Origin of the sequence: Streptomyces sp. Isolate_45 (assembly GCF_024721315.2) — a bacterium.
Taxonomy (GTDB): domain Bacteria; phylum Actinomycetota; class Actinomycetes; order Streptomycetales; family Streptomycetaceae; genus Streptomyces.
Genome location: NZ_JANFAK020000041.1, coordinates 33,722 through 60,708 on the forward strand (window position 1 = coordinate 33,722; position 26,987 = coordinate 60,708).

The 26,987-nt window shown below is 68.2% G+C and carries 21 protein-coding genes; 11 read left to right on the forward strand and 10 right to left on the reverse strand.

Annotation, left to right across the window (positions count from 1 at the left end; genetic code table 11):
• Nucleotides 1–64: 64 nt before the first annotated feature.
• The 3 genes from NOD94_RS15965 to NOD94_RS15975 form a co-directional block, all read right to left on the reverse strand.
• Entirely contained in the window at nucleotides 65–1,411 is a 1,347-nt protein-coding gene (locus NOD94_RS15965; RefSeq protein ID WP_281206585.1) for a protein kinase, read from the reverse strand.
• Nucleotides 1,411–1,839, reverse strand: coding sequence for a hypothetical protein (locus tag NOD94_RS15970; RefSeq protein WP_281206586.1), 429 nt, complete (start codon nucleotides 1,837–1,839; stop codon nucleotides 1,411–1,413). The genes NOD94_RS15965 and NOD94_RS15970 overlap by 1 nt, the downstream gene beginning before the upstream one ends.
• Nucleotides 1,840–2,128: 289 nt before the next feature.
• Nucleotides 2,129–6,151, reverse strand: coding sequence for a protein kinase (locus tag NOD94_RS15975; protein ID WP_281206587.1), 4,023 nt, complete (start codon nucleotides 6,149–6,151; stop codon nucleotides 2,129–2,131).
• 339 nt (nucleotides 6,152–6,490) lie between these two features.
• On the opposite strand from NOD94_RS15975, the gene NOD94_RS15980 reads away from it, so the two are divergent.
• From NOD94_RS15980 to NOD94_RS16005, 5 genes are all read left to right on the forward strand, one after another.
• A complete protein-coding gene (locus NOD94_RS15980) occupies nucleotides 6,491–7,069 on the forward strand; it encodes a hypothetical protein (protein ID WP_281206588.1) in 579 nt (192 codons plus the stop codon).
• A 116-nt stretch (nucleotides 7,070–7,185) separates the two neighbouring features.
• Entirely contained in the window at nucleotides 7,186–7,425 is a 240-nt protein-coding gene (locus NOD94_RS15985) for a hypothetical protein (protein WP_281206589.1), read from the forward strand.
• Between the two features lie 463 nt (nucleotides 7,426–7,888).
• Entirely contained in the window at nucleotides 7,889–8,785 is an 897-nt protein-coding gene (locus NOD94_RS15990) for a hypothetical protein (RefSeq protein ID WP_281206590.1), read from the forward strand.
• 39 nt (nucleotides 8,786–8,824) lie between these two features.
• On the forward strand, nucleotides 8,825–9,265 hold the full coding sequence (locus NOD94_RS15995) for a hypothetical protein (RefSeq protein ID WP_281206591.1): 441 nt from the start codon (nucleotides 8,825–8,827) through the stop codon (nucleotides 9,263–9,265).
• 1,205 nt (nucleotides 9,266–10,470) lie between these two features.
• Nucleotides 10,471–12,279, forward strand: a complete 1,809-nt coding sequence (locus NOD94_RS16005; protein ID WP_281206592.1) for a cation:proton antiporter — start codon at nucleotides 10,471–10,473, stop codon at nucleotides 12,277–12,279.
• Here the strand turns inward: NOD94_RS16005 and NOD94_RS16010 are convergent.
• A complete protein-coding gene (locus NOD94_RS16010; RefSeq protein WP_281206593.1) occupies nucleotides 12,276–14,123 on the reverse strand; it encodes a glycoside hydrolase family 15 protein in 1,848 nt (615 codons plus the stop codon). The genes NOD94_RS16005 and NOD94_RS16010 overlap by 4 nt on opposite strands.
• 148 nt (nucleotides 14,124–14,271) lie before the next feature.
• On the opposite strand from NOD94_RS16010, the gene NOD94_RS16015 reads away from it, so the two are divergent.
• Together NOD94_RS16015 and NOD94_RS16020 are read left to right on the forward strand one after the other, a co-directional pair.
• On the forward strand, nucleotides 14,272–15,558 hold the full coding sequence (locus NOD94_RS16015) for a DUF2254 domain-containing protein (protein ID WP_281206594.1): 1,287 nt from the start codon (nucleotides 14,272–14,274) through the stop codon (nucleotides 15,556–15,558).
• A 246-nt stretch (nucleotides 15,559–15,804) separates the two neighbouring features.
• Nucleotides 15,805–16,449 (forward strand): GAP family protein, encoded by a 645-nt coding sequence (locus tag NOD94_RS16020; protein WP_281206595.1) that lies wholly within the window; start codon nucleotides 15,805–15,807, stop codon nucleotides 16,447–16,449.
• A gap of 195 nt (nucleotides 16,450–16,644) precedes the next feature.
• On the opposite strand, the gene NOD94_RS16025 is transcribed toward NOD94_RS16020, so the two are convergent.
• Entirely contained in the window at nucleotides 16,645–16,911 is a 267-nt protein-coding gene (locus NOD94_RS16025; RefSeq protein WP_281206596.1) for a hypothetical protein, read from the reverse strand.
• A 480-nt stretch (nucleotides 16,912–17,391) separates the two neighbouring features.
• On the opposite strand from NOD94_RS16025, the gene NOD94_RS16030 reads away from it, so the two are divergent.
• The 4 genes from NOD94_RS16030 (at nucleotide 17,392) to NOD94_RS16045 (ending at nucleotide 22,452) form a co-directional block, all read left to right on the forward strand.
• Complete coding sequence (locus NOD94_RS16030) at nucleotides 17,392–19,212, forward strand: glycoside hydrolase family 15 protein (protein WP_281206598.1); 1,821 nt, start codon at nucleotides 17,392–17,394, stop codon at nucleotides 19,210–19,212.
• Nucleotides 19,213–19,251: 39 nt separating this feature from the next.
• Entirely contained in the window at nucleotides 19,252–20,160 is a 909-nt protein-coding gene (locus NOD94_RS16035) for a cyclase family protein (RefSeq protein WP_281206607.1), read from the forward strand.
• Between the two features lie 8 nt (nucleotides 20,161–20,168).
• Nucleotides 20,169–20,693 carry a gluconokinase gene (locus NOD94_RS16040; RefSeq protein ID WP_281206599.1) on the forward strand — a complete coding sequence of 175 codons (525 nt, stop codon included), beginning with the start codon at nucleotides 20,169–20,171 and terminating at the stop codon, nucleotides 20,691–20,693.
• 178 nt (nucleotides 20,694–20,871) lie between these two features.
• Nucleotides 20,872–22,452 (forward strand): GMC family oxidoreductase, encoded by a 1,581-nt coding sequence (locus tag NOD94_RS16045; RefSeq protein ID WP_281206600.1) that lies wholly within the window; start codon nucleotides 20,872–20,874, stop codon nucleotides 22,450–22,452.
• 32 nt (nucleotides 22,453–22,484) lie between these two features.
• Here the strand turns inward: NOD94_RS16045 and NOD94_RS16050 are convergent, their stop codons facing one another.
• The 5 genes from NOD94_RS16050 to NOD94_RS16070 all read right to left on the reverse strand — a co-directional run bounded on the left by NOD94_RS16050 (nucleotide 22,485) and on the right by NOD94_RS16070 (nucleotide 26,862).
• Nucleotides 22,485–23,525 (reverse strand): cytochrome d ubiquinol oxidase subunit II, encoded by a 1,041-nt coding sequence (locus NOD94_RS16050; RefSeq protein WP_281206601.1) that lies wholly within the window; start codon nucleotides 23,523–23,525, stop codon nucleotides 22,485–22,487.
• Nucleotides 23,525–24,994: a cytochrome ubiquinol oxidase subunit I gene (locus NOD94_RS16055; RefSeq protein ID WP_281206602.1), complete on the reverse strand. Its 1,470-nt coding sequence runs from the start codon at nucleotides 24,992–24,994 to the stop codon at nucleotides 23,525–23,527. Before NOD94_RS16055 ends, NOD94_RS16050 begins: the two co-directional genes overlap by 1 nt.
• Nucleotides 24,995–25,143: 149 nt before the next feature.
• The gene (locus NOD94_RS16060) at nucleotides 25,144–25,983 is read right to left on the reverse strand and encodes an SDR family oxidoreductase (RefSeq protein ID WP_281206603.1); all 840 of its coding nucleotides are present in this window, start codon (nucleotides 25,981–25,983) and stop codon (nucleotides 25,144–25,146) included.
• Between the two features lie 163 nt (nucleotides 25,984–26,146).
• Nucleotides 26,147–26,497, reverse strand: a complete 351-nt coding sequence (locus NOD94_RS16065) for a hypothetical protein (RefSeq protein ID WP_281206604.1) — start codon at nucleotides 26,495–26,497, stop codon at nucleotides 26,147–26,149.
• Nucleotides 26,494–26,862, reverse strand: coding sequence for a hypothetical protein (locus NOD94_RS16070; protein WP_281206605.1), 369 nt, complete (start codon nucleotides 26,860–26,862; stop codon nucleotides 26,494–26,496). The genes NOD94_RS16065 and NOD94_RS16070 overlap by 4 nt, the downstream gene beginning before the upstream one ends.
• Between the last annotated feature and the right edge of the window lie 125 nt (nucleotides 26,863–26,987).

Below are 26,987 nucleotides of genomic sequence, written 5' to 3' on the forward strand. Positions count from 1 at the left end.
CCTGCCCGTTCATCCCGCGCGAAACGAAGAATCGGGCATCAGTTCTCTAACCGCGCTGTGAGGATCACGAGGCCTGCTCCAATGCCATCCGGAAGTCGGCCGCGCTCCGGAAACCTATCTCCGGGCGTTCACGCAGCGCCTGATCGATGACGTCGGCGAGGGGCGCCGGGATGCCGGGCTCGCGGCGGCGGATCGGGATGGCCGGCTCCTGCAGGACCACCTGCCAGGGGTCCTTCGCGGGAGGGAACTCGCGGGGTGTTCTTCCGGTGAGCGTCTGGTACAGGCAGGCGGCGACAGCCCAGACGTCCACCGCGGGCGGTGCCTTGCGGAAGTTGATGACCTGCTGGCGTGGCATGAACATCGGCTTGCCCGCCGTGGCACCGGTGCGCGTGAGGCCGCTGAGGCCTGCCTGGTCGAAAGCCTTGCCGATGCCGAAGTCCGCGATCTTCGCCGTCCTGGTGCCGTCCAGAAGGATGTTGGACGGGGTGAGGTCACGGTGGATAATGCCCCGGTCATGCGCGTGCTCCAGTCCGCGCAGGGCCTGCAGGACCAGGGGGACGGCCTCGTCGGCAGGGAGGCGTCCGCCCCGTTCGGCCAACAGGCGGTCGAGGCTGCCGCCGGTGCAGTACTCGGTGGTCAGATAGAAAGTACCGCTGGCGAAGCCCGCGTCGTGCAGTGCCACCACATGCGGATGCCGCAGCGCCCGGGTCAGCCCCACCTCGCGCAAGAAGCGGGCCCGTGCCGTGGCGTTCGCAGCGACCTTGGGCAGCATCACCTTGAGCGCCACCTCTGCTCCGGTGGACTCGTGTCGCGCCAGATAGACCGCGCCCATGCCGCCGCGGCCGAGCTCGCGCAGCACCGTGTAGCCGTGGATGGCCTTGAGATCGACGTGCCCGCCCTTCGCCTGGTCCAGCAGCAGCTTCAGTACGGCGGCGGGCTCCGACTGGCAGACGGCGCACAACACCTCGCCGTCGCGGCCGGGGTCGGCCACCTCGCGGCCGCATGTGGCGCAGGCGTCGAGGACACGGGTGGGCTGCTGCCGCGTGACGCCGACTCGCAGCACGGTCTCGCCGACTCGGATCTCGTCGCCGTCGGACAGATCGTGCTCGGGGTACGAATCGCCTGCGGCCTCGGCGGGAGTGAGGCCCTGGCGGCGCTGGCCGATCTTCTCGCCGTTGACATAGGTTCCGTTGAGGCTGCCGAAGTCGCGGATGCGGATGTCGGGCGGATTGATGTCGATGAGGCAGTGATGGCGGGAGACGGTGCGGTGGTGCTCGTCGTTCGGCAGCTGAGGGGAGCAGTCCGAGGAGCGGCCGAGGACGCAGGTGGTGCGGTCGTCGTAGACGTACTCGGCCGGGTCCAGCCGCCCTTTGACGAGCGTGAGTTTGACGGTGGCGGGCGGTGGTGTCATCAGGAGTTCTCCATGGTCATGGACAGCGCCTCACCTGCGGCGTCGGCCCGGACCGCCGAGCCGTCGCGAATGTCGCCGGTGAGGAGGGCGCGGGCCAGGGGCAGGACGAGGAAGCGGGCGATGGCCTGATCGAGGAAGCGGGCGCCGGCGCGGCGGTCGGTGCCGTGGCGCAGGAGCAGCGCGCGGCCGGCGGGGGTGAGGGTCAAGGTGATGGCGCGGGTGGCAAGCCGGGCATGGACCCGGTCCGGGATCTTATCGAGGACGGGGTGCAGATCAGCCTCGGACAGCGGGGAGAAGACGACGATCCGGCTGATCCGGCCCAGGAGTTCGGGACGGAAGGCTTGGCGCAGGGCGTCCAGGACCGGCCGGTGCGCAGGGTCGGCAGGCCCGGGCCCGGCGGGGGACGCCGCCTCCCGCCCGGTGGGCACGGACCCGTTGCCCCGGGGCGCGACACCGGCCGGCGACGCCCCTGCGATTCCGAAGTCACCGGCGGGCCGCGAAACCGCCCGGCCCCGACCGCGCGGTGCGCACCGCCTCGGCCACAGCCCGGACTGCCTCCTCCTGTCCGACCACGTGGCGACGCAGTTGCTCCTCCGTTGCCGGCAGCCGCTCCGACTCCCCCCGCGCCACCTGCTGCAACGGCAACCTAGATGTCCTCCCCATGCCCTTCCCCACGTACGCAGCGTGCCGAATGACCCGAACGGCTCGGCACCAGGCTTACATGAACGGGTCGAGATCGTGGTCGTCGAAGCCGTGATCGGTGCGCGGCCGATAGTCGCTTTCACGTACGTGGCGGAGGAATTCCTCAGGAATCTCCAGCTGGTGATTCTCGAAGTAGTGGATCGAGTCGGTTCGCCAGACCCACACTCCGTCGGTATGCAAGGACGGCCCACCGAGGATGAACTCCTTCTGGTCGAGCAGGTCGCGGATGGCCGACATGTAGTCCATCGCTGCGAACTTTTCGGTCTTCATGTATTCGATGACCTGGGCCCGGTCCTCGAGCACGTGCCCCGTACGGACTTCATGGATGGAGGGCAGGTGCTGCAGCCACCCTTCGTACATCTGCCGGTACAGCCCGACCGGCTTCAGCTTCGTGTTCGCCCGCTCCGGTTCAGGGCTCGCGGTGACGGTGCGCAGGGCCTCGTGTTCCTCCCTTCGGGAGGGTGCCGCGGGGGCGGTGGCCAGGCGGCGTAGCTGGGCACGTACGCCGTCGGGACGCAACCAGCCGTAGCCGGCGTCGCGCAGACGGCCGAGCAGGGTGTCCACATCGCGGTCGGTCAACGGTGTCGGGTGCCAGGCGAGGAAGGTCTCCACGTGCGACGACGCGGCGTCGTCCCAGTCGGCCGGTTCGCGTGCGGCCAGTTCCCAGTCGAGTTCCCAGAGCTGAACGGTGCCGTCCTGTTCGCCGGAGAGGGCGAAACGGCCGTCGGGCGTCAAGGCGACGCTGGACACACTTGTCCGGTGACCTTCGAGGACGCGAATGCAGCGTCCACTTTCCACATCCCAGACGCGGACGAGGGAGTCGCTGTGACCGGACACCGCGAAACGGCCGTCCACGCTGAGCTGGACGGCGTTCGCCCGGCCCGCCTGCTCGTCGAATACCCGCACGCACTGTCCGCTCGCCGTGTCCCACAGTCGGATGGTCCGCTCGCTGGAGAGCACGGCTCGTTGATCAGCGCTCAGGCACACTGATGTCAGCTGCTCGGCGTGCCCCCGCAAGGTGAGCACACCTTCGCCGCTGTCCAAATCCCACAGCTGTACGGAATTGGCGGCGTAGCCGCGGTGGGCGACGAGGCGATCGCCGGCGGTGGCTCCGGCCGTGTCCGCCTGTGCACGCTCGGCCTCCAGAGTCATCGGCAGCCTGCCGCTTTCGAGGTCCCAGAACCGGATCATGTTCCCCGACGCGCCGACCAGGGCCGAGCGGCCGTCGGGGCTGAACCGCATCCACAAAACCCCGTGGCGGTGACCGTCCAGGACCCGCAGGCACTCGCCGTCATCGGCGCGCCACAGCCGTACGGTGCCGTCCTGGCATCCGGACAGCACGTACCGCCCGTCGGCGCTCAGCCGCACCGACTCGACATTGTGGTGGGAGTGACCGTCGAGGACGCGGATGCACGCTCCGCTCTCCAGGTCCCACAGTCTTGCCGTCCGGTCACTGCCGGCGGTCACGGCAATCCGGCCGTCCCCGGACACGTCGACCGAGTTGAGATGGCGGTCATGGGCGCGAAGGGTCCTGACTCGCCAAGCGGACCGCAGGCCTGCACGGACGGTTGAGAGGCCCAAGGCCCGCCATGCGGAAAGAAGTTCGGGATCCCTTTCGAATCCGGGGATGTTCCTTGCCCGCGTGAGCAGATCGAGCGCGTGCGCGTACCGGTTGGACGCGCGTGCCTGCTCCGCCTCCGCTGCCAGATCCGTCACCTGGGCTCTCAGCCGGCTCACCTCGCTGTGCGCCCGCGGCCGGCTCGGCAGCAGCACGCTGGAGTGGCTTCCCGGCAGTTCCCAGGTGCGGCGGACATCCGCTTCCACGGAGACCGCGTGCCGTCCGTCCGGGCTCGGCGCGACCGCGAGCGGCACGCTCTTCAGACCCTCGAAGGTCCGCAGACAGCGGCCGGTCTCCAGTTCCCAAAAGCGGATGCTCTTGTCCCGTCCGCCGCTGATCGCATGCCGGCCGTCGGTACTCAGCGACACCGCCGACGCTGTCGTGGAGTGCCCGCTGAGCGTGCGCACGCATGTGCCGCTGTCGATGTCCCAGACATGGATCTTCCCATCGGTGCCGCTTGTGATGGCTGACGCGCCGTCCGGGCTGATGCCTTTCGGTTCGGAGAATCCGGAGCCGCGCAGGACATGTCGAAGCCGTCCGGCGGACAGGTCCCACAGCCGTACCGTGGCATGCTCGGTCATGCCCCCGGACGCCAGGGCCCAGCGCGCGTCATCGCTCACCACGAGCGTTCGCCCGTGCTCCTCCGGGCCTTCGAGAGCGGTTCGGCCTTTGCCGGAGTGGAATTCCCAGGAAAAGATCTTCCCGTAGGAGGTTGCGCACAGGGCCAGACTGGCGTCGCCACTCAAGCGCACCTGGCGGATCGCGCCCAGGTTGGGCCGCCCCTCCGGGAGGGGGATGGCTGCGCGGCCCAGGCAGCGACCCTCGGCCAGGTCCCAGAACCCCACCACCTCGTCAGCGCCTCCGGAGAGGGCGAAACGCCCATCCGCGCTCACGTCGACGTAGCGGATCGCGTGTTCGTGCCCCTTGATGGCCACCTCGCACTTCCCGCTCTGGACGTCCCACAGCCGCAGCATGCCGTCACGGCCCCCGACGAACGCGAACCGCAGGTCGGCAGTGAGTCGTAGCGCAGTCGGAAAGGCGGGCGGCTGAGAGAGCCACGGTAGGTCGCGCCGGTCGACGCAGCCGGCCCGGGTGAGGTGCCCTGAGCGCAGGGTGCGTACTACATCCTGGACCTCGGGCTCTGCCGGCTGCTCGCGTACGAGCCGTTCGGCCAGCGCGTGCGCCTCGTCGAGGTCGGCGCGTTCCAGCTGCACCTGGACGAGGGCGTGTCGTGCCTGCCACGCGTCCCCGGTGTCGGCGCGGACCGATTCGATGTCGGCCAGAAGTCCCACATCGCTGATCTCACCGCGCCGCCACCGCCACATGCCGGCGTTGTAGGTGGCCCGCACGTGCCGAGGATCCGCCGCCAGCGCTGCCGTGAACGCCTCCTGCGCCTGGGCGGGCCTGCCCAGGTCGACCAGTGACAGCGCGCGGTTGTTCCATTCGTCCGCCCGCAGATCGGCCTCCGCCGGCTGCACGCGGGGGTACGGGCGTCCCACAACGTCCCGATAAATGCCCGCCAAGGAGCCGGCGACCTCGGCCATCGTCCCGGGTCGCCGGGCCGGGTTCGCCTCCAAGCACCGCTCGAGCAAGTCGGCCACAGCATCCGGGGCCTGCGGCAGTCCGTCCTCTTCCGGCCCGCCCGTGCGATAGGCGGTGAGCACCTCACCGGCAACGGAGCCGATCATCCAGTTGACTCCGCCGGTGAACATTTCCAAGACCGACACCGCGAAGCTGTAGATGTCGCTGCGCCGCCCCAGAGCTTGCCCGGCCAGCTGCTCGGGCGAGGCATAAGCACGAGTCATCCCGCCGGTGGGCACCATCACGGTCCCGTCCGACGGCCTGTCGCCGCCGGACAGTGTCCCCACGGCCGCACGCGCCCGCGCCAGCCCGAAGTCGGTGACCTTGGCCGCGAGGTCCTGCGGGTCGTAACCATCGAGCAGGACGTTGTCCGGCTTCACATCCTGGTGGACCAGCCCCCGGTCATGGGCATGCGCCAGCCCCCAGGCGACCTGGATCGCCACGTCCATGATCCGTGCCAATGCCTCCTGGCGCCCCCCTTGATAGAGCCGCCGGTCGTCGATCCACTCACGCAGGCTCCCGCCGGGGACGTACTCGGCGAACACCCGGGGAATGCCGCCCATCGAGCGCACGTAGTAGCAACTGCAGACGTTCGGATGCAGCCCCAGGGACACCCACGTCTCGGCCTCGTTGACGAACCGCTCGCGGTCGACCGCGCTGGTGAACAGCTCCGGCCGCGGGCACTTCACCGCCAGGTCGATCCCCCACGCGAGGTGCCGGACCCGGTAGACCAACCCCATCCCGCCGCGCTCGTGCACCAGGGAGACCTTGTACCGTCCATCGATGACGTCGCCGACGCGCCACACCGCCGGTATCTCGAATGCCTCGTCCACAGCCACCCCCGACACCACCCATGATCATCGACGATCGCCCACTATAGAGCAGGCCCATGAACCCCGCCGCGGCGGACGATGGCTCCCATCCAACCTGACGGGGCTACTTTTTGAGGGTCAGTTAGATGACATCGGCCCTGGACTCGCGGGCGGCCACGGGACGGTGCGCCCCGTGCGGCAGTCATGCGGCATGCGGGCCGAGTGCGCTCCGAAGGCCTTCGGAGCGCAGCCGGCTGCATCCGGCCTGCTGGAGGAGCTGGAGCAGCTCGTCCTCGACACCGGCCGTCCATTGCCCTCTGCCCGGAGATCGCCCAGGCCCGCGACCTCGCGCGGGAGTTCACCGACATGCTCCGCCGACGCCGCGGACACCTGCTGCGGGACTGGATTCAGAAGGCCGAGCTGGGCGGCCCCGACGCCATGGGCATTGCCGAGGTGCGGCGGATGGCGAAGGAGCTGCCCGAGGGGTGGTTCCGCGGGCAGGAGGAGCACGGAGAGTTCGACGGGGTGCCTCTGGAGGAGTACCCCGTGCTGGTTGTCGGCGTCCAAGGGCCCGGTCTGCCAACCGAGCCCACCTCGTACGACGGACGGCTGCCGGTGGAGTGTTCGCTGCTTGACCTGCCGGTCGGGAGTATCGAGGACGCCTTCACCGCGGCGATCGGCCCGAACACGGGCGAGATCAACTGGGAGACGCTGTGCTGGCCGGACGCGCCCGAACTCGGCTTTCGCGGCGAGCACAAGCACTCCGAGGTGACACTCCTCCTCAACACTCACACGCGTCACCTCCACGAGCCCGCTGACGACCACACGGTCCTCGTCCACGTCCGCAGCGCCATTTTCGACGGCCACCAGGTGAACGAGCCATACGCGCACTGGATCGCCGAACAGGTGGGACTCCCGATCATCGGGCCCGGACAGCGGCTGTGAAGCCGGCCCGGCCGCCCCGAGGAGTGGCACCAGCGGCCGCCATTCAACTCCGCGGATTCGGTGCTCCACACCTGTTCGCGGGGGAGCGCTTCGCCGTAGAACGAGCTTCAGGCAGAGTGGCACGCAAGGCCGCGAAACGCGACTCGCGGGGAGCGCATCTCGGCGCGGCCATCGTGACCGTGGCCCTGGTGCTCCTCAGCTCGTACGGCAAGCTGATCGCTCTGGGCGTCGTAAGCGGGGTGTTTCTGCTCTGGTTCGCCGCAGCCCTCGCATGGGCCTACGCCGACGGGGATCATGGCCGTCATGCCCTCCAGCGCGCGTACAACGTCACCTTCGGATGGGGCGACGGGTTCTGAGCATCTGGGGGCCGCTCCGACTACGAGCCGGCCGAACCGGACGCCGGCGGCCGGTACGTGTGGCGGGGCGATTCCCCCTGATCCGTAGGGGCGTCGGAGCGCGGGCGGGGCCGGCTAGGGTTGGTCCAGCCCGTGCCGATATGGCGTGCACGGGTTAGGCCCGGTGCCCAGCATGTGGGGGGCAGTACCACCGGCCCGCTGATGCTGGGCCGCACATGTTCGGTCCGACCCTTTGGTGGTGTGCCCAGGTGGTGGCCTTGGCGACGCGGCCGCTGGGTCGGTGATCGCCAACCGCGGCCGGCTTTCTCGGCGCGCAGAAGTCGATCTGCTCCTGCCGCCACTCGTGACAACCGAGCGGCGGCATTGTCTGGCGGGTGGGTAGGACAGCATTATGAGGGTCTAGGCACACGGGGGAGAGCCGATGAGTCGCTTAGAACTGCCGTACCTTGTGGTGGGTAGGGCGTTGCTGTCCTTGCAGGAAGCCGCCGAACTGGTCGAACCCAAGGACGGCAAGGTTTACGTTCTGGAATACCGGCCTCCATGGCTCCTCGGTGGATGGCGGGCACACCCGGACCGCTTCTTTCCGGTTCGCACCCCCCGGCCGCATGACGCACCCCGAGGGTTTCGGTTCAGCACGACGGGCCGCCCCCTTCTGGTCGACACCGACGGAGACAGCTGTCTCGTACCGTGCACGGCGCAGACCTGCCGTCGCTGGGTCGAAGGTGCCGTCGCCTATGCCACCGCCGTGGACGGCGTCAGCGCCGAGCTGGTTGCGGCCAACCATCGCGCCAGGTCCGTCCCGCGGTGGAGGCGCTTCGCCGCGCCCCTGGCCCTACGCAACTGGAAGACGGCCCGGCGGCGCTACGAGCGTGTCATGCGGGAGGCCGGTGAGGCCTACAAGCCGATCCGGCAAGAGATCGCGCAAGCGATGGGGATCGAGAAGGACAAGGCAGGGGAACGCGCACGGCAGGCCCACCTCCGTAAGGCCGAGCTCGCCGAACGGCCCGTCTGGGGCTGGTCGATGGCAACGAACGGCCGACCGACCGCGTACGTCTTCCGGCACGACGTTCCCGCCGGGGACGGCATCGCACCGACTTCGACGCCGATGAATCCGCCCGTCGACCTGCCGGGTCTGCGCCAGGCACTCAATGATCTGAAGCCGGTCCAGCTGCGGTGGGACAGTACGGCGATCAGTCAGACGGAGCGCGAGCTGGAAAGCATGAGCTTCGAGAGTTGGTGGCGGGAACTGTTCTACGAGGACTACCGCACTTTCACTTTGCCCCCGCCGGGCCGCAGCTCATCGAGCCGTTACATCGGGGGCACCGGTACCAGCGGGACAGGCGGCTTCGGGGGGTACTGACTCTCCCAGCCTGCAAGAGGCGGGACAGCGATACCCGCCGTGCGGCTGGATGCATCGTCGATCTCGGTGGGCATCACCGTGTTTCCCCAGCCCGGCTACCCCCACCTCCTGGAAATTGTTACTACGTACCGGCTCGGCGAGGAAGGCCTCGAAATCACCATCACGACCACCAACGCGGGAGAGACGGCCGCGCCCTACGGCGCCGGCCAGCATCCCTATCTGACCGTGGGAACCGACGTGGTCGACACGGCACTGCTCTCCGTCCCGGCCCGCTCCCGTCTCCTCACCGGCAGACACCAAGTTCCCATCGGGCAGGAACCGGTCGGGGGCACGGCGTATGACTTCCGAACTGCCCGGCCCATCGGCAACGAACGCCTGGACACCGCCCACACGGACCTCGACCGGGACGCCGCCGGCCACAGCGTGGTTCGGTTGATCCACCCGTCGGGGAGAAACGGCATCGATGTGCGTCTCCTCTAGGGCGTCCAGTACGTGCAGATATACACCGGGGACACGCTGGCAGAGCCCGACCGGCGCCGACGGAGCGTCGCCATAGAACCGATGTCCTGCCCCGCGGATGCCTTTCGCAGCGGTATTGCGCTCACCGTCCTGGAACCCGGCGCAAGCCATGTCCTGCGGTGGGGCCTGACATGCTGGGGCAACTGATGACCAAAGACAGCGCGGTACCGAGGGCCGGGCCCATGAGCGACGACGCCTTTTTCGCGCACCGTACGAGGAACTCCACAAGGCGCACTCCGCGTGCCCAACGGACCCTGACGCCGGAGCGCGTGACGGCCGCGTCCACCGAAATCCGCTGCGATCTCACTGTTTCGCTCGCCGCGCCCATCGGTGACCATCTCCGACCCCGAGGTAGGAGCTGCCGGGGGAGTGCATTTCGTGAGAGATCGGTTCGCGATGAACGTGCCTAGGACGTCCACAGCCACATCGACGCCCTGTGTCACGAACTCTTCCACGGCGAGCTCTGCGACGAACTGCCGGTGAGCGACGTGGCCCCGCACAATGCCCGCGCGCTCTCCGTCGAGGCCCCGGAGAGGGAATCGTCGGCCGCGACGTACTCATGGATATCCCACGACTGCGCGGTCCCGAGCTTGTGTCGTAGCCGCTTCAGCCTTGCGGGGGTGTCCCTCGTCGAGAGCAAGGCGGAGGGTGCCATCGTCGTCAAGGGTTACCCGGTTGTCGGGGAGCGGAAGATCCTCTCTGCAGGGCCGGAAGCCGATGGCGTGGTGAGCCGGGACTGCGGATGGCATGTCGGGGGGTGACGGCGCCCGTCCCCGACTGCGATGGAGACGCCCTCCGCATAGGCGACCACCTGGTCGAGTTGCTCAGCTGACCGCGAGTGTTGCCCCTTGCGAGCGACGCTGTTCCGCCGACTGGGCCAAAGGCGCAGCGAGCAGGTCGCCGATTCCCACCAGTGGGTGCTTCGGTGGCGTTCGGACTCTGTAGGGCCACGGTCCGGCTGACCGCATGGGGCAGTCGAGGGTCATCCCCTGGGCGGGGCACGCGAACCATGCCGCCTCCAAGGGGCGTCCCCCTCACCGTGGCGGAACTGTACGGCCATACGGCCGACGAACGCCGGGCACAAAAGCCACCCCCTATCCGGCCCTGCTGAAGTACCGGCCCCGACAGGACCGCAACTCGCCCACGGGGCGAGGAAGGAAGCCGCCGTGAGCGAGGACGACATCCTCCTGGGCATCGCCCTGATCGTGGCCCTGGCGACCGCCTGCCAGATTCTCGCCGGTAAACTCCGGGTTCCCGCGCTTATCCTCCTCCTGCCGGTCGGCTTCGCAGCAGGAGCCCTCACCGACATCATCCATCCCGACCAACTGGTCGGTGAGGAGTTCTCCGCGCTGGTCTCCCTGTCCGTGGCGGTGATCCTCTACGACGCCGGACTCGGCCTCGACCTACGCAACCTCAGGGGCGACACCCGCTCGATCGTGGGCAGGCTGCTCCTCTTCGGTGTCGCCTTCACCTTCCTGGCCGTCTGCGCCATCGGCCCGGCCCTGTTCGGAATGTCGCTCAGGGTGGCCTCCATGGTGGGCATGATCCTCGTCGTGTCCGGGCCCACGGTAGTGGGACCCCTGCTTCAGTACGTACGCCCGACGGACAAGGTCAGGCGCCTGCTGATCTGGGAAGGGACACTGACCGACCCCATCGGAGCCATCCTCGGTGCGCTCGTCTTCCACGCCATCGCCACGACGAACCAGATCGACATCGGCCGTGGATATCAGATCGGCCAATTCATCATCAGCCTCGCCGTCGGCCTCGTCGGCGGAGCCGTCGGAATCGGACTTCTGTGGCTCACCCTGCGCGTGCTCCGGCTCGGCGAAGCACTCGGAACTCTGGCTCAACTCGCCACAGTCATTGCCGTGTCGGCAGCGTGCGACATCGTGCGCGACGACACCGGCCTCATCGCCGCCATTGTCATCGGAATGGCCGCGGCCAACATCCGCGGCTTCGACATGCCCGCCCGCCGGCCCTTCTTCGAGACATTGGTCCAGCTCATCATCGGGTTGCTGTTCATCTCCATCTCCTCCAGCGTCGCCCCCGACTCGCTGACACCGGTCCTCCTTCCGACACTCCTCCTCGTGGCCGTCCTTGTACTCGTCGTACGGCCGCTCGTGGCTTTCGTCGCCACCATGGGAAAACACATGACCATGGGGGAAAGGGCGTTCGCCGGATGGATGGCGCCGCGTGGCATCGTAGCCGCCTCGACCGCGGCTGCCTTCGCCGCGCCCCTCGTCCAACTGGGTCTCCCCGGAGCATCCAAGGTCCTGCCCGTCACCTTCCTGGTGATCGTTTCGACCGTCGTGCTCTACGCCCTGACCGCCGGTCCCGTCGCTCGCCTGCTCGGCGTCGCTCGGCCCAATCGCACGATGCCTTTGCTGGTGGGGGGTGCGCCGTGGGCGGTCGCACTGGGCACAGCATTGCGGTCGGCGGGACTCGACGTTCAGATGTGGGCGGGGCAGAGTGAAGAGCGCGAACGCATCAAGGACGCCGGCATCAAACTCGCCCGAGGAGACCTGCTGGCGACGGCCACCAACCCGAGGGCGCGGCTCGAAGGGGTCAACGCGGTTTTCCTGCTCACCGACGACGATGACTTCAACGCGCTCGCCTCGGTACTTGTCCAGGACAACGTCGAAGGGCCCGTCTACCGGGTGGGGCCGCCCGACGAGAGCCACGGTGTCGTCGCCCCCTACACCGGAGGCGCAATCCTGTTCGGCAGTTCACTCGTCCGGCATGTCCTGGCGGCCCGCTACGAACAGGGCGCACGGTTCGAAGTCCAACCCGCCTCCCAACCCCTCCCACCAGGGTACGAGCAGCTGTTCCTGGTCCGCGGCGACGGGCGGCTGGAACCCAGCGACGCGACGCAGACCGTCATCCCCGAAGCGGACGACCTCGTCGTCCTGCTGGCTCCCGCTCCTGCCGGCGGAACCGGCGGGCAATATCCGTCCTCAGGCGGGGCCTCGGATTAAACACCACCGTGCTGGATCCGGTTCAATGTTTCGTCGAGGGTGATGGCCGCATCGATGAGCGCCAAGTGGGTGAAGGCCTGGGGGAAGTTGCCCAGCTGCCGCCCGGTGAGAGCGATCTCCTCGGAGTAGAGACCCAGGTGGTTGGCGTACGTCATCATCTTCTCCAAGACGAGTCTGGCCTGATCGGTCCGCCCGGCCCGGGCCAGCGCGTCGACGTACATGAAAGTGCACAAGGAAAACGTTCCCTCGGAGCCCCGCAGGCCGTCCGGTGAGGCCTCGGGGTTGTAACGGTAGACGAGGCTGTCGGTCACCAGCTCGCGGTCCATCGCATCCAGGGTCGACGTCCACATCGGGTCATCGGGCGTGATGAACCCCACCGTTGGCATCCGAAGCAAAGCCGAGTCGAGGACACCACTGCCATAGTGCTGAACGAACGCCTTGCGCTCCGGGTCCCATCCTTTGGCCAGTACCTGCTCGTAGATGTGGTCGCGCTCGGTGGTCCAGCGTGCGCTCTCCGCCGGCCGGCCGTGGGCAGCCGCCAGACGAAGGGCGCGGTCGAACGCGACCCAGGACATCACACGGCCGTAAGTGAAGTCCTGGCGACCACCGCGCGTCTCCCAGAGTCCCTCTCCCGCCTGATCCCAATTGTCCACGAGCCAGTCGAGCAAGGTGCGCAGCGATGCCCATCCCTGTATGTCCAGGTGGATGCCATGTTGATGGGCGAAAGAGATACTGTCCAGCGCCTCACCGTATATGTCCAACTGGAGTTGGACGGCCGCTCCATTGCCTATGCGTACCGGCGCGGAACCCTGGTACCCCTCCCAGTGTTCCAGGACTTCCTCGTACAGGTCGGATGAGCCATCCACCCGATACATGATGTTCAACGGACCGGTGGAGGTGTCCCTGCCGGCCTTCTCCTTAACTCGGTCGCCCAACCAGCCGATGAACGCCCTCGCCTCCTCGGTGAACCCGAGGCCCAGCAAGGCATACACCGAGAAGGACGCATCGCGAACCCACGTGAACCGGTAGTCCCAATTTCGCTCACCCCCCAACTGCTCCGGGAGGCCCGCCGTGGGCGCCGCCACCATTGCCCCCGTCGGCGCGTAAGTCATCAACTTGAGGGTGATGGCGGAACGCTCCACCGTTTCGCGCCATCGGCCCGTGTACCGGGACTGCCGCAGCCACGACCGCCAAAATCGGCGTGTCTCCTCGAAAAGCATCTGGAACTCCGCGACGCGGATCTCGCGTGGTGGCAGCTCGTCAGCCGACGTCATGACCAGACCCCGCTGCTGTCCTGCGGTGAGCGCGACTTCGACACGCAAGTCGCCATCCCCGGTGAGGGTGTGAACAAGCCGCTCGTCCCCCGGTTCGCGCACCACGCTTACGGTGAGTGTCAGACCCTCGGAAGAGAACACCGCACCGTTCTCAGTGGCGTGCAAGGTATGAGGCTTGCGGCCGTAATCGAACCGCGGGGCGATCTCGACCTGAAATGTCATGCTCCCACGTACACAGCGAAGCATGCGGACCAGGCCGTGGCGGTCTGTGGCAGCCCCACCGGTGACCGGCATGAAATCGACGACCTCGCCGGCTCCGGACTCCGTCATGAAGCGTGTCACCAGGATCGCTGTGTCCGGCAAGTACAACTGCTTGGTGGTGTAGGCGCTTTCCGCAGGTCTGACCGCGAAATGTCCGCCCTTCTCCCAGTCGAGCAGCGCCCCGAACACGCTGGGTGAATCGAAGCGTGGACAGCAGAACCAGTCGATCGTTCCGTCCGTGGTCACCAGCGCCGCGGTCTGTAGATCGCCGATCAAGCCGTGGTTCTCGATGAGCGGATAGTCTGCCATGAAAGACTCCTTCCTCGGCCCACCCGATCAGACTAGGCGCGGAATTCCTGGCGAGCCCGTCGACCGTGCAACGCTGCATTCCCGGGCAAATCGCTCTAGTATGGACGGAAGCGACAGGCCGCTTCACGCCGCCGAATTCAGGGAGTCGATGAAGATGTCCTGGTCGGTGCGTTTCCGGCTGCGGCAGCACGCTAAAGCAAGCCTGTGGATCGTCCCTCTGATCGGACTCGCGCTCGGAGCCGTGTTCGCGGAATGGACCGCCGGTATCGACGGAGCGGACCTCCTGCCCGGGGACTGGCGCTACTCCGCGACCACTGCCAGCAGCGTGCTCAGTTCCGTCGTGGGCGCCATGGTCGCCCTCCTGGGGTTCGTCGTCACCATCGGTGTCCTCGTCATCCAGCAAGCCACCGGAACGCTATCACCCCGCTACATGCGGCTGTGGTACCGCGATCGACTGCAAAAGGCCGTGCTGGCGACCTTCACGGGCACATTCGCCTACGCCTTTTCACTGCTGCGGAAAATCGAGCCCAACTCCGTCCCCAACCTCGGGGTGACCCTCTCGGGCGTCGCCGTATCCCTCAGCCTTCTGCTCCTGCTCATCTATCTCAACCGCTTCACCCACAACCTGCGGCCCGTGGCCATCGCCGACATCGTGGGACGCCTGGGCCAAAAGGTGATGTTCCACGGAACCGAACACATCCGCCGCACCAGAGCCCCTGCCGGGGCCTACCCTCCGTCCGCCGCTCCGGTCACCCACGTCAGGACCGGACGGGGCGGAGTCCTCCAGGCGTTCGACGTGGCAGGACTGATTCGATCGGCTGCCCGCCACGACTGTGTATTCACCCTGTGCCACCACATCGGTGACTTCGTACCCCCCGGCGCCACACTCGTCGAGGTACACGGCACCAAACAGATTCCGGACCCTCGACACACCGCAGGACACATCGCTCTCGGAACTGAGCGCACCATCGAACAGGATCCCGCCTTCGCCCTGCGCATCCTTGTCGACATCGCCATCCGAGCGCTCTCTCCTGCCGTCAACGACCCCACCACCGCCGTGCAGGCGCTCAACCACATCGACACGTTTCTGCATGCCATCGGCCGAGCCCAACTCTGCAACCAGTACGTACTGGCGGACGCACACGGCCGTCCCCGGCTGGTGATCCCCGGCCGTAACTGGGATGACTATCTGCAGCTCGGGGTCACAGAGATCCGTGAGTACGGGGCCACCTCCCTTCAAGTGTGCAGACGGCTGCGCGCCCTGTTGGAGGACCTGCTTCATACCCAGCCGACGGACCGACTGTCGGCAGTACACGCCGAACTCATCCTCCTCGACGAAGCCGTCCAGCGGAACTTCACCGATCCCATCCGCCGCGCCCAAGCTCAGACACCCGACCGCCAGGGCATCGGCAGCGGTCGACGGCCCGGGACTTGATCCGCCAGGGGCGCCGTTCGGCGACGAGAGGACCACCGCACCGCTGCCCTGCTCGCCCTTCCCCAACCCGTGGACGGACCATCTCGAACGACCGGACTGTCGGCCCGGCCCGGCCGCCACACGATGGTGCTGCGCTGCAAGAGCTGCGCGTGGCTTCCTTGACCGACAGGGCCGCCACCCGCAAAGTCGGGACGCGACCCGACCAAGACCGCAGACGGTTCCGACCTTTCAGGAGTGAAAGCGCTCATGCTCCTTGACCTGGCCGTGATCGGTACGGCTATCACCCTGGGGCCCCTACACAACAGCGCCTTCATCCTGCTGCTTTCCTCGCGGCGTGGCGTCCGCACGGGATTGGCTTTCGTCGTCTCGTGGCTCGCCAACCTGGTGACGGTGATTGCGTGCGTGCTCTTGTTGACGGGCGGCGAGCCTCCGGCTCGCCACAGCGCACCGTCGACGGGGGTGGCATGTGTGAAACTGTCCATCGGCATCGGGATGGTGCTCTACGGCGCGCACCGGTTTCGGCGGCCCTCCCGCCCCCACGGCCCTCCGCGCTGGACCGCCCGCGTGGACAACGCCTCCTGGGCCACTGCTGCCGGGCTCGCTTGGTTGCTGCAGCCTTGGGCACTGGTTGGTGCCGGCGCAGCGACGGTCGTTGCTGCGGACCTATCCTCCCTCACCGACTGGCTCGCGCTGGCCGGCTACTGCCTACTGGCCACGCTCAGCCTCATCGTCATGGAGACGTATGGCGTTTTGGCTCCGGCGGCCGCAGACGCCAAGTTGAACGCCCTGCGGACCTGGCTCGGGCACCACCAGGAGCAGCTGATCGTTACCCTGTCCATCCTTGCCGGCCTGTGGTTGATGGGGCGGGGTATCTACGAGCTGACCGTCTGACAGCGGACAGCGCTGCCTTGCCCGTGTCGCCCGTCCCCGCGTTGGCCGGGCATTGGAGCCCCCGACAAGTATGGAGTTCGCAAGATTCGACGATGCAGTCCTCGTCGGGGCGAGGGCGTGCTGATGCTGAGCCTCATCGAGACGGCAACGAGCATCCCGACGATGGCCATGTGGGCCCAGGGCGCCGGCAGGCTGCTACTGCGGAGCCACCCGACATGCCTGATCAGCGTCGCTCTTGGAGATGCCGGCCTCGTTGAGGCTGGCGGTGCAACTGGTCTGGTTACCGATCTGACCCTGATAACACGCTTGCCGGACGGCATCGGTGACCGACTGATTGCTTTTGGTGACATGTTGTTCGCAGGCCTGGGCGTCCGCATTGACGGCCGGAGAGGCCATGAAGACACCGCCGGCAGCCAGGACCAGCCCGGCGAGCAGCGTGGGGATCCGAACGAAAGCACGCATGGCGGTGCACCTGCTTCCTCAGAGGGGGGGATCACGCGATTCGCGATGCGCCGAACCGCAGGCGAGGAAGATGCGCGAATGAGGCACCCCTAGCGAGAGCGATCGGTTCGAAGCATCAGTCACTTCGACGCTAGAGGAAGCCACGGCCGCACGCACTTCAAGCCGACACAGCCCGCGGGGGTCCAGCCGGGAGCGGGGCTCCCTCCCGTGAAGCTTCCGCCTGCAAGCAACCCGGTCTGGGGCCTCTCACGTCGTTCGGGCGGATGTTGGCCATGCGTTGCCCGACGAGCGTCCTCTCGTCGCCCCCGCTGACTTGGCGTTCCGCCGGTTTGCGAGGTGGTGCTCCGGCTTGATCGACGAGGCGTACGCGTCCACTGGCGTGGACCATCCCGCGGCGGGCGCCGATGATCGCGACATGGCAGGCACGGCCGAGGTGGCCGATAGTGGACGCGGGGGCTCTCCCGAGAACTCGGAGCCGCAATGGACCGCTACCCTCCTATCGCCGAGCACGGCCTGGTGGGCGACCTGCAGACAGCGGCGCTCGTGTCGTCGCAGGGCGTCGTGGACTGGTTCGCGGCGCCCAGGTTCGACTCGCCCAGCATCTTCGCCGCGTTGCTCGACCATGACGGCGGCGGGTACCTGCGGCTGGCGCCCGAGCATCCGGACGGGACCTGCAAGCAGCTGTACTACCCGGAAACCGCCATACTGGTGACCCGGTTCTTGTCGCCGGACGGGGTGGGCGAAGTCATCGACTTCATGCCGCCTGACCGGACCGGGACCGCCACGGACCGTCACACCCTTGTCCGTATGGTCCGCGCCGTGCGGGGCAGCGTCGATTTCACGCTGGAGTGCCGGCCCCGTTTCGACTACGGCAGGGCCGAGCACAAGCTCGAACTGGGCGAGGCCGGGGCCGTGTTCCGGGCGGCGGGGATCGACGGCCACCTGCAGACCACCTTCCCGGTGGAGAGGGACGGCCAGGATGTCCGCGGACGGGTGACGCTGAAGGCCGGCGAGTCCGGTGGTGTCGTGTTCACCGTCTGTGACTCGGGCGGCGACGCGCCCGCGCCGCCCACCGCCGACTGGTTCCACGGGCAGTTCGAGGAGGTCGGCCGGTTCTGGCGGGACTGGCTGCGCAAGTCCCACTACCGGGGACGGTGGCCCGAACTCGTACACCGTTCGGCCATCACCCTCAAGCTCCTCACCTACGCCCCCACCGGCGCGCTGGTCGCGGCAGCCACGATGGGCCTGCCCGAACAGGTCGGCGGGGAGCGCAACTGGGACTACCGCTTCACCTGGGTCCGTGATGGTGCGCTGTCCGTACGGGCCATGCTGGAGCTCGGCTTCGTCGAGGAGGCCACTGCTTTCGTCCACTGGTTGGTGGACCGGCTCCAGGAACGTGCGGGCAAGGAGGGGGAGCCGCTCCAGACGATGTACCGGATTGACGGGGACCCCGACCTGCCTGAGGAGACCCTCGAGCACTTCGAGGGCTACCGAGGCTCGGCCCCTGTCCGCATCGGCAACGGTGCCGCCGACCAGCTCCAGCTGGACATCTACGGCGAGGCCATTTACGCCCTGTCCCAGGGGTCCGAGATCGCTCAGCAGGCCGGCTTCCGGGGATGGCAAGCCCTGGCCCGGACGCTGGACTGGTTCGCCGAAGCCTGGGACCGGCCGGACGAGGGCATCTGGGAGACCAGGGGTGGCCGCAAGGACTTCACCTACAGCCGGGTCATGTCGTGGCTCGCCTTCGACCACGGGCTGCAACTCGCCGAGCGTTTCCGCAGGCCCGCCGACCTGGAACGGTGGCGCCAAGCCCGGGACGCCGTCTTCGCGCAGGTCATGGAACGCGGCTGGAGCGAGAAGGAGCAGGCCTTCGTCCAGCACTACGACGGCGACGTCCTGGACGCCTCGCTGCTGCTCATGCCCATGGTCGGGTTCGTCGCTCCCCGGGACCAGGCCTGGCTCTCCACGCTCGACGCGATGGACCGCAAGCTCGTCTCCGACAGCCTCGTCTACCGCTACGACCCTGCCGCGTCGCCGGACGGTCTGCGCGGTTCGGAGGGCACCTTCAGCCTGTGCACCTTCCTCTACGTCGACGCTCTCGCGCGGGCGGGGCGGGTGTCCCAGGCCCGGTACACCTTCGAGAAGATGCAGACCTACGCCAACCACGTGGGCCTGTTCGCCGAGGAGGTCGGTCCCAGCGGCGAGCAACTGGGCAACTTCCCGCAGGCGTTCACCCACCTCTCCCTGATCATGTCCGCCATCACCCTCGACAAGGCGCTCGACGCCGAGGACGGACGCTGAGCAGTGGTCACACCATCTCGCCCGGCAGGCGATGCCACGCTGACCGCTGCGGAGTTCGCCGCGCTCTACCGACGTCTCCTGAAGGGTGCGGCCTGGGCCGGCGGGGAGCGGGGTGCTTTGGTCGCCCTCACTCCCGACCGTGTGCTGGCCGCCAGCCGTGAAGTACGGACAGGCCGGACAGTAACACTCGCCGCACGGGTGGAAACCACATCAGGACCGGACAACCCGGAACCGGCGAAGCACAAGATGAGGAGCACTCCGGAGAGCGGGTCCTCGGACGGACTGGGATTCGCCATGGACCGGTTCGCCATGAACGTGCACGGGGACGCCGACAGCCACATCGATGCCCTCTGCCACGTCATCTACGACGGCACCCTCCACGGCGGCGTGGCGGCGAGCAGCGTCACGTCCGGCGGCGCCACGGCGCTCCCCATCGAGGCGGTCCGAAACGGGATCGTGGGACGCGGCGTGCTACTGGACATCGCCCGGGCGCGCGGAGTCCCGTGGCTCGAACCGGGTGACCACGTGACCGCAGACGACCTCGCCGCCGCCGAGACGGCCCAGGACGTCCGCGTAGGCGTAGGCGACCTCCTGTTCGTCCGCGTCGGCCACCGGCGACGCCGCACCGAACTGGGTGCGTGGCACACCGCGCAGTCCCGCGCGGGACTCCACCCGTCCGCCATGGAGTTTCTCGCGGACCGTCGGGTCGCCGTCCTCGGCGGCGACGGCAACAACGACACCGCCCCGAGCTCCACCGAGGGCGTCGACTTCCCCGTGCACGTCCTGGCCATACACGCCATGGGCCTGCACCTGCTGGACTACCTCCAGTTCGAGGACCTGACACACGCCTGCGAGGCAGAGAAGCGCTGGTCCTTCCTGTGCGTCATCGCACCCCTGCGGCTGCCGCACGCCACCGGCTCACCGGTCAACCCGATCGCCGTCCTCTGAGGAAGATCATGGAGACAGCCGCCGACGTGCCCACCGTCGTCGTGGTCATGGGCGTCGCGGGATCGGGGAAATCCACGGTGGGCGCGCTGCTCGCGCAGCGTCTGTCGCTGCCCTTCCTGGAGGCAGATGACCTGCACTCGGCCGCGAACCGGGCCAAGATGGCTGAAGGCCAGCCGCTCGACGACGAGGACCGCCATCCGTGGCTAATGTCTCTCGCCCACTGGATCAAGGAAGCCACCGACACGGGACGGGGCGGGGTCGTGGCATGTTCGGCCCTCAAGCACTCCTACCGCGACATGCTCCGCAGGGCGGGGGCCGGAGTCTGGTTCCTGCACCTCGCGCTCGATCAGGCGACCGCTAACCGGCGGGTGGCCGGACGTACGGGCCATTTCATGCCCGCCCGGCTGGAGGCCTCCCAGTACGCCGCTCTCCAACCCCTGCGCCCAGGCGAGCCCGGCCTGACCGTGAACGCCGACTCCACCCCGCAGGACATAGTCGACGAGGCGGCCGAGGCGCTCTCGAATCCCGCATGAACGCCCAGCCTCCCCACGGCGGAGCCCGCGCCGAGTCGCCGCCCCCGTCAGGGGCCGTTAAGTTCGAAATACCCCTGAATCCGATCACGCGGGTGCGTCCCTGTACGCCGCAGCACCGCGTCCCTCAGGAAGGACGCCACGGCCAGGACGGCCGGTGACTCCAAGAACGGATCTCCGAATGGCTGAGGACCAGCACTACGACGTCATCGTCATCGGCACCGGAGCCGGTGGCGGCACCCTCGCCCACCGGCTGGCTCCCAGCGGCAAGCGGATCCTGATCCTGGAACGCGGCGACTACCTGCCGCGGGAGCGGGACAACTGGGACTCCACCGCCGTCTTCGTCAAGGGCAAGTACCGGGCGCCGGAGTTCTGGTACGACAAGCACGGCAACTCGTTTCCCCCCGAGGTCAACTATTACGTCGGGGGGAACACCAAGTTCTACGGCGCCGCACTCTTCCGACTGCGCCCCGAGGACTTCGGCGAGCTGCGCCACCACGACGGCGTCTCACCCGCGTGGCCGATCCGCTACGAGGACCTGGAGCCCTACTACACACAGGCCGAGCAGCTGTACCTCGTGCACGGACGGCACGGCGAGGACCCGACGGCGGGTCCGGCGAGCGGCCCGTATCCGCACCCGCCGGTGGAGCACGAACCACGCATTCAGCAGCTCAGCGACGACCTGGAGAAGAAGGGGCTGCACCCCTTTCACCTGCCCATCGGCGTCAACCTGACGCAGGACGAGAAGGGCCGGGCCACGCACGCCAGCGCCTGTATCCGCTGCGAGCGGGTCGACGGCTTCCCCTGTCTGCTGGGCGCCAAGTCCGACGCCCAGGTGATCTGCGTCGATCCCGCGCTGCAACACGACAACGTCACCATGCTCACGGGCGCGAACGTGCGGCAGCTGGAGACCGACCCGGCCGGCCGTACGGTCACCCGTGTGGTCGCCGAGCTCGGCGACGGGTCGACCGAGGGTTTCAGCGCCGACATCGTCGTCGTCGCCTGTGGCGCGGTCAACTCGGCTGCCCTGCTGCTGCGTTCCGCGAACGACAAGCACCCTGGCGGACTGGCCAACAGCTCGGACGTCGTGGGCCGCCACTACATGCGGCACAACAACCTGGCGCTGATGGCGGTGTCGAAGGAGCCGAACCCCACCAAGTTCCAGAAGACGCTGGCACTGAACGATTGGTATCTCGGGGCGGACGACTGGGACTTCCCGCTCGGCGGCATCCAGATGCTGGGCAAGTCCGACGCCGACCAGATCCACGGCGAGGCACCACGCTGGGCCGGCGCGGTCGCCCCGGACATGCCGTTCGAGATGCTCGCGCACCACGCCGTCGACTTCTGGCTTTGCGGCGAGGACCTGCCGCTGCCGGAGAGCCGCGTCACCCTGGACAAGGACGGCGGCATCCACCTGGCCCTCGACGAGAAGAACAACATCGTCGGGCTCAAGCGCCTCCAGCACAAGCTTCAGGGCATGCTCGGCCACCTGGGCATGCACGAGCACCACCTGCTGGACCACAGCATCTACCTGCACAAGGGCATGCCCATCGGAGCCACCGCCCACCAAGCCGGCACCATCCGGTTCGGCACCGACCCGACGAGCTCCGCCCTGGACACCGACTGCAAGGCCCACGACCTCGACAACCTCTACGTCGTCGACACGAGCTTCTTCCCGAGCATCGGCGCGGTCAACCCCTCCCTGACCGCGATCGCCAACGCCCTACGGGTCGGCGACCACATCGCCGCCCGCCTGAACTGAACCCAAGGAAGAACACGCGGGCCCGCGCGCCCCTACAGGTCGTCCCCGGGCGCGGGGGCGGCGCGCGTGTCCGTATCGCCGAGCCCTTCGAGGTCGCCGAGATTGTCGAGCCGGAAGAGCAGGACGAGGGCCGGGCCCACGAGGACGATCGCGACGAGCGTGACGATGCCCAGCCACCGCAGGGTATGGGCCGCACCGGCCGCCTCGGTCACGGTGAGCGACGTGGGAAGCATGTAGGGCCGCTGCGCCAGGCCCCAGGCACCGACCGTGAGGGCGACGCTTCCCACCGCGGTCCAGCGGGACCAGCGGTGGATGCGTCGTACGAGCAGCAGGACCGTCGCCACGCCGCAGACCGCGGACAGGATAACCGCCGCCAGCCCCAGGCCCCCGCTCAGCCCCTCCCAGACGTAGCGGGCGTCGTCACGGGTCACGGGCAGGCCGACGAGCGCGAGGACGACGACGGCGCCGAACGCCAGCAGGGCCCGGAGCCGGAAGTAGTCGAGGAGGTCGTCGGCGCCGAAGCGGCGGGCGTCGCACCACAGGAACACCGCGCCGAGGAAGGCAGTGGCGGCGACGGCCAGCAGACCGGTGAGGAGCGAGGTCGGATTGGCCCAGGCGTCCGCCGAGGCGGGTGTGCCGACCGCGACGCGGCCGGAGGCGATGCCGCCCAGGACGGTCCCGAAGAAGAACGGCGTGATCAGTGACGCGACGGCGAACGTCACCCCGGCGATCCGGCGCCGGGCCAGCCGCCGGGCCGGCTTGCGCAGGGCGAATCCGGCACCGCGGAGCACCGTCCCCACGACCGCGAGCGCGAGGGGCAGCCACATCGCCTCGAAGACGGCCTGGAACACGGTCGGGAAACCCGTCCACATCACCACGACGACGAAGATCAGCCAGACGTTGTTGACCTCCCAGACCGGCGCCATCGCGTGGTCGATGAGCCGGCGGACCGGCTTGCCCCGCTCCGCGCCTCCGGCCAGAAGGTCCCAGAACCCGGCACCATAGTCGGTGCCTCCGGCACAGGCGTAGGCGGCGATCGCGACCACCAGGACCCAGGCGACGACCTCGGCCATCACGACACACCACCCGAGGTCCCGCCCCGCGTGTCAGCGGCTCCGCTGGTCTCCCGCTCGCCTCTCGGGCCGTAGGGAGAATCGGCCTCCGGGGACAGTGCCCCCGGACTGCCGGGACTTTCATCCGCGATGCGCCAACGCGTGCGCATCTTGAGGACGGTCATCAGGAAGGCGCCGAACACGGCCACGTACACCACCACGACGAAACCGAACATCACCCACAGCGAACCAGCGCGGGTGTCGGTCACCGCTTCCGAGACCCGCATGTGGTTGTACACGATCCACGGCTGACGGCCCACCTCCGTGGTGATCCAGCCGCACTCCACGGTCAGCAGGCAGGCGCCCCCCGCAAGCGCCGCGCAGCGGAAGAACCAGCGGCTGCGCGGCAGGTCCCGGTGCCGCAGCCAGGCCCAGGCGTACCAGAGCGCCAGCAGGATCAACAGGCTGCCGACGGTGACCATGATGTCGAAGGCCCAGTGCGCGATGGTCGCCTGGACGGCGGTGGGCCGGTCCGAGGCGGGCACCGAGGTCAGTCCCGTCACCTGGGTGCTGGGCTTGAACCCGGCGAGGATCGAATCAAGCTGCGGGATCTTGATCCCGCCGGCGATCGTCCCGTCCTCGTTCAGGCGGCCGAACAGGTACTCCGGTACGTGGGTGTCGGTCTTCCAGACGAGTTCGGTGGCCGCGAACTTGACCGGCTGCTTGTGAAAGACGGCGCGCGCGGTGGAGTCACCCACCACGAACTGCACCGGGGTGAGAAGGGCCGCGACGGTGAACGGCAGAGTGAAGCCGAGCCGGTGGTAGCGGTCCCGGCGGCCGCGCAGCCAGCCGACCGCGTAGATCCCCCCGACCACGAATCCGGCCGTCATGAACATCGCGACCACGAAGTGCCAGTACTGCGGGCCGAACATGGGGGTGAAGATCGCCTGCCGGACGTCGACATCGACGGGGTTCCCCTCGGCGTCGAGCTTGAAGCCCTGGGGCGTGTTCATCCAGGAGTTCGCCGCGATGATCCCGAAGGCCCCCATCAGGGCCGCCAGGGGCAGTGGAGCCCCGAGCCAGAAGTGCGTCCAGGGCTTGAGCCGGCGCCATCCATACAGATAGATCGCGATCAGCACGGCTTCCAGGAAGAAGGCCCACGCCTCGACGCCGAACCCCAGGCCGAAGACATCACCCCAGCGCCCCATCATGCCGGGCCACAACAGCCCCAGCTCGAAGGACAGCACCGTTCCCGTGACGACGCCGACGGCGAACTGCACGGCCATCACCGCCGACCAGCGCCGGGCCAGGGTCAATGCCACAGGATCGTTGCGGCGCAGCCCGCGGTAGTGCATCAGGAGCGTGATGGCCGGCAGGGCCACTCCGAAGGGCACCAGGAGGATGTGCGAGCCCAGGGTGAAGGCCATCAGCTCGCGGGCGGGCAGAAGCTGGGACGGCGGGTCCGCCGCCTGGATCATGGTGCTGAGCATGGGTGCCTCAGAAGTCGGCCCCGCCTACGGCGGGGGCGGAGCGGGGACCTGATTCCCGGGCGCGCGGTCGGAGCACACCCCTGGACCGCCGACACCGCGGTCGCGGACAGGCCGATGATCACAGGCGGCGCCGGCGGGGGGACGGGAGTTCAGCCTCCGGTGGCGAAGCCGGGGAACAGTGTCATGCCTCCGTCGACGTACAGCGTCGTGCCCACGACGTAATCGAGCAGGTCGGAGACGAGCGCGACGACCGCATTGGCGATGTCGTCCGGGTCGCCTACGCGGCGGTACGGGATAAGACGCAGGAGGTCGGCCTCGGCCTCGGGGGTGGACCAGGCGTCGCGGTTGATCGGGGTGCGGATCGCGCCCGGGGCAACCGCGTTGACCCTGATCCGGTGGGGGGCGAGCTCCTGGGCGAGTGTCTGCATCATCATCGCCACGCCGCCCTTGGAGGAGGCGTAGTTCACGTGTCCGGACCAGGGAATGACCTGGTGGACCGAGCTCATGCAGACGATCTTTCCGGCCGCCCGGGAGACCTCCTCCACGACACCGCGCCGGATGAACTCCTTGGCGGCTTCCCGCGCGCAGAGGAACTGGCCGGTCAGGTTGACGTCGATGACCTTCTGCCACTGGGCGAGCGTCATCTCGGTCACGGCCGCGTCCCGCTGGAGGCCCGCGTTGGCGACCATGATGTCGATGGTGCCGAAATCCTCGACCATGCGGGCCACCATCGCGACGACCTGGTCCTCGTCGGACACATCGGCCTCGTAGGCGTAGGCGCGGACGCCGAATTCCTCGATCCGCGCCACGACCTTCTCGGCCTCTTCGGCGCCGGTGACGTAGTTCACGACCACGTCCGCGCCTGCCCGGCCCAGGGCGACGGCGGTCGCCAGGCCGATGCCCGAGTTGGCACCGGTAACGAGCGCCTTTTGGCCGGTGAGCAGTTGTACGGACGGGGACACGGGGCTGTTGTCGCCACCAGTTGCCACGGACTCTCCTTCGGTGTGTCACCAGGGCATGCGCGCCGGGAGGGCGGCGCGGAGGAACGGAGGCCGCCGCACGCTCGGCGCCAAGACTCAAGCAACACGGGCGGCGGGGGACATATCGGCGCGCCCGGCGCTCGCGATCGGCCCGGTCGCTCACCCGGTCGGCCTAGGGGGGCGTTCGCTGGGCCGACCGGGCGGGGTGTCCTACGGCAGGCCGCCCACGGGGGACGGTCACCGCGCTCGCTTCGGCCTCGGTTCCCGGTGTCACGCGGCTCGTGGGCGTACGGAACCGGTAGAGCAGGACCCGGGCGACCGCCGGGACGGCCAACAGCAGCAGGACGATGAGGGCCTGGGTGATTCCGTGGCCGTCGAAGTAGATCGTGTTGCGGAGCGCGATGTAGGCGCTGCGCGGTGGCAGGTACGGTCCGATGTCGCGCCAGAACGCGGGGAGGTAGGGGACTCCGTTCGCTCCGCCGGATGAGGGGTTGCCGAAGAGGACGACCACGGCGATGGTCACGAGGTGCCGGCCGTTCCGAGGAGTTTCTGTATGACTGCAGCGACGACGGCGACCGCCGCGATGATCAGGGACAGGATCGGCCAGACGATCCAGAACTTCCCGGCGGGGTAGTCCTCGAGCCAGGAGCAGACCACGAGGTTGACCAGCAGACCGCCCAGGACTGCGAATCCTACGAGTGCGGGCGGTCTCCACCGTCCGGCCGAGGTGCCGGTCGCTGCCCTGAGCATGGTGGCGCCCATGTATCCGCCGACGAGCAGCGGAATCAGCATCAACGAGTCGACAAGCCCGAAGGGGTCCTTCTTCGCGAGCGGACGGGGCGCGTACCGCTCGACCTTGAGGGGCTTGCCCAGTTTCTTCGCGGCCACCTCGAAGTTGCCTGACAGGTCGAGGGGGGTGCCCCTATGGGTTTGGTCAATGAGATGACTTCTTAGACCGTGTCCTATGTGGTGAGGCGTCGTTGACCTCGGTATGGGGCGGGGTACTTGGAGTT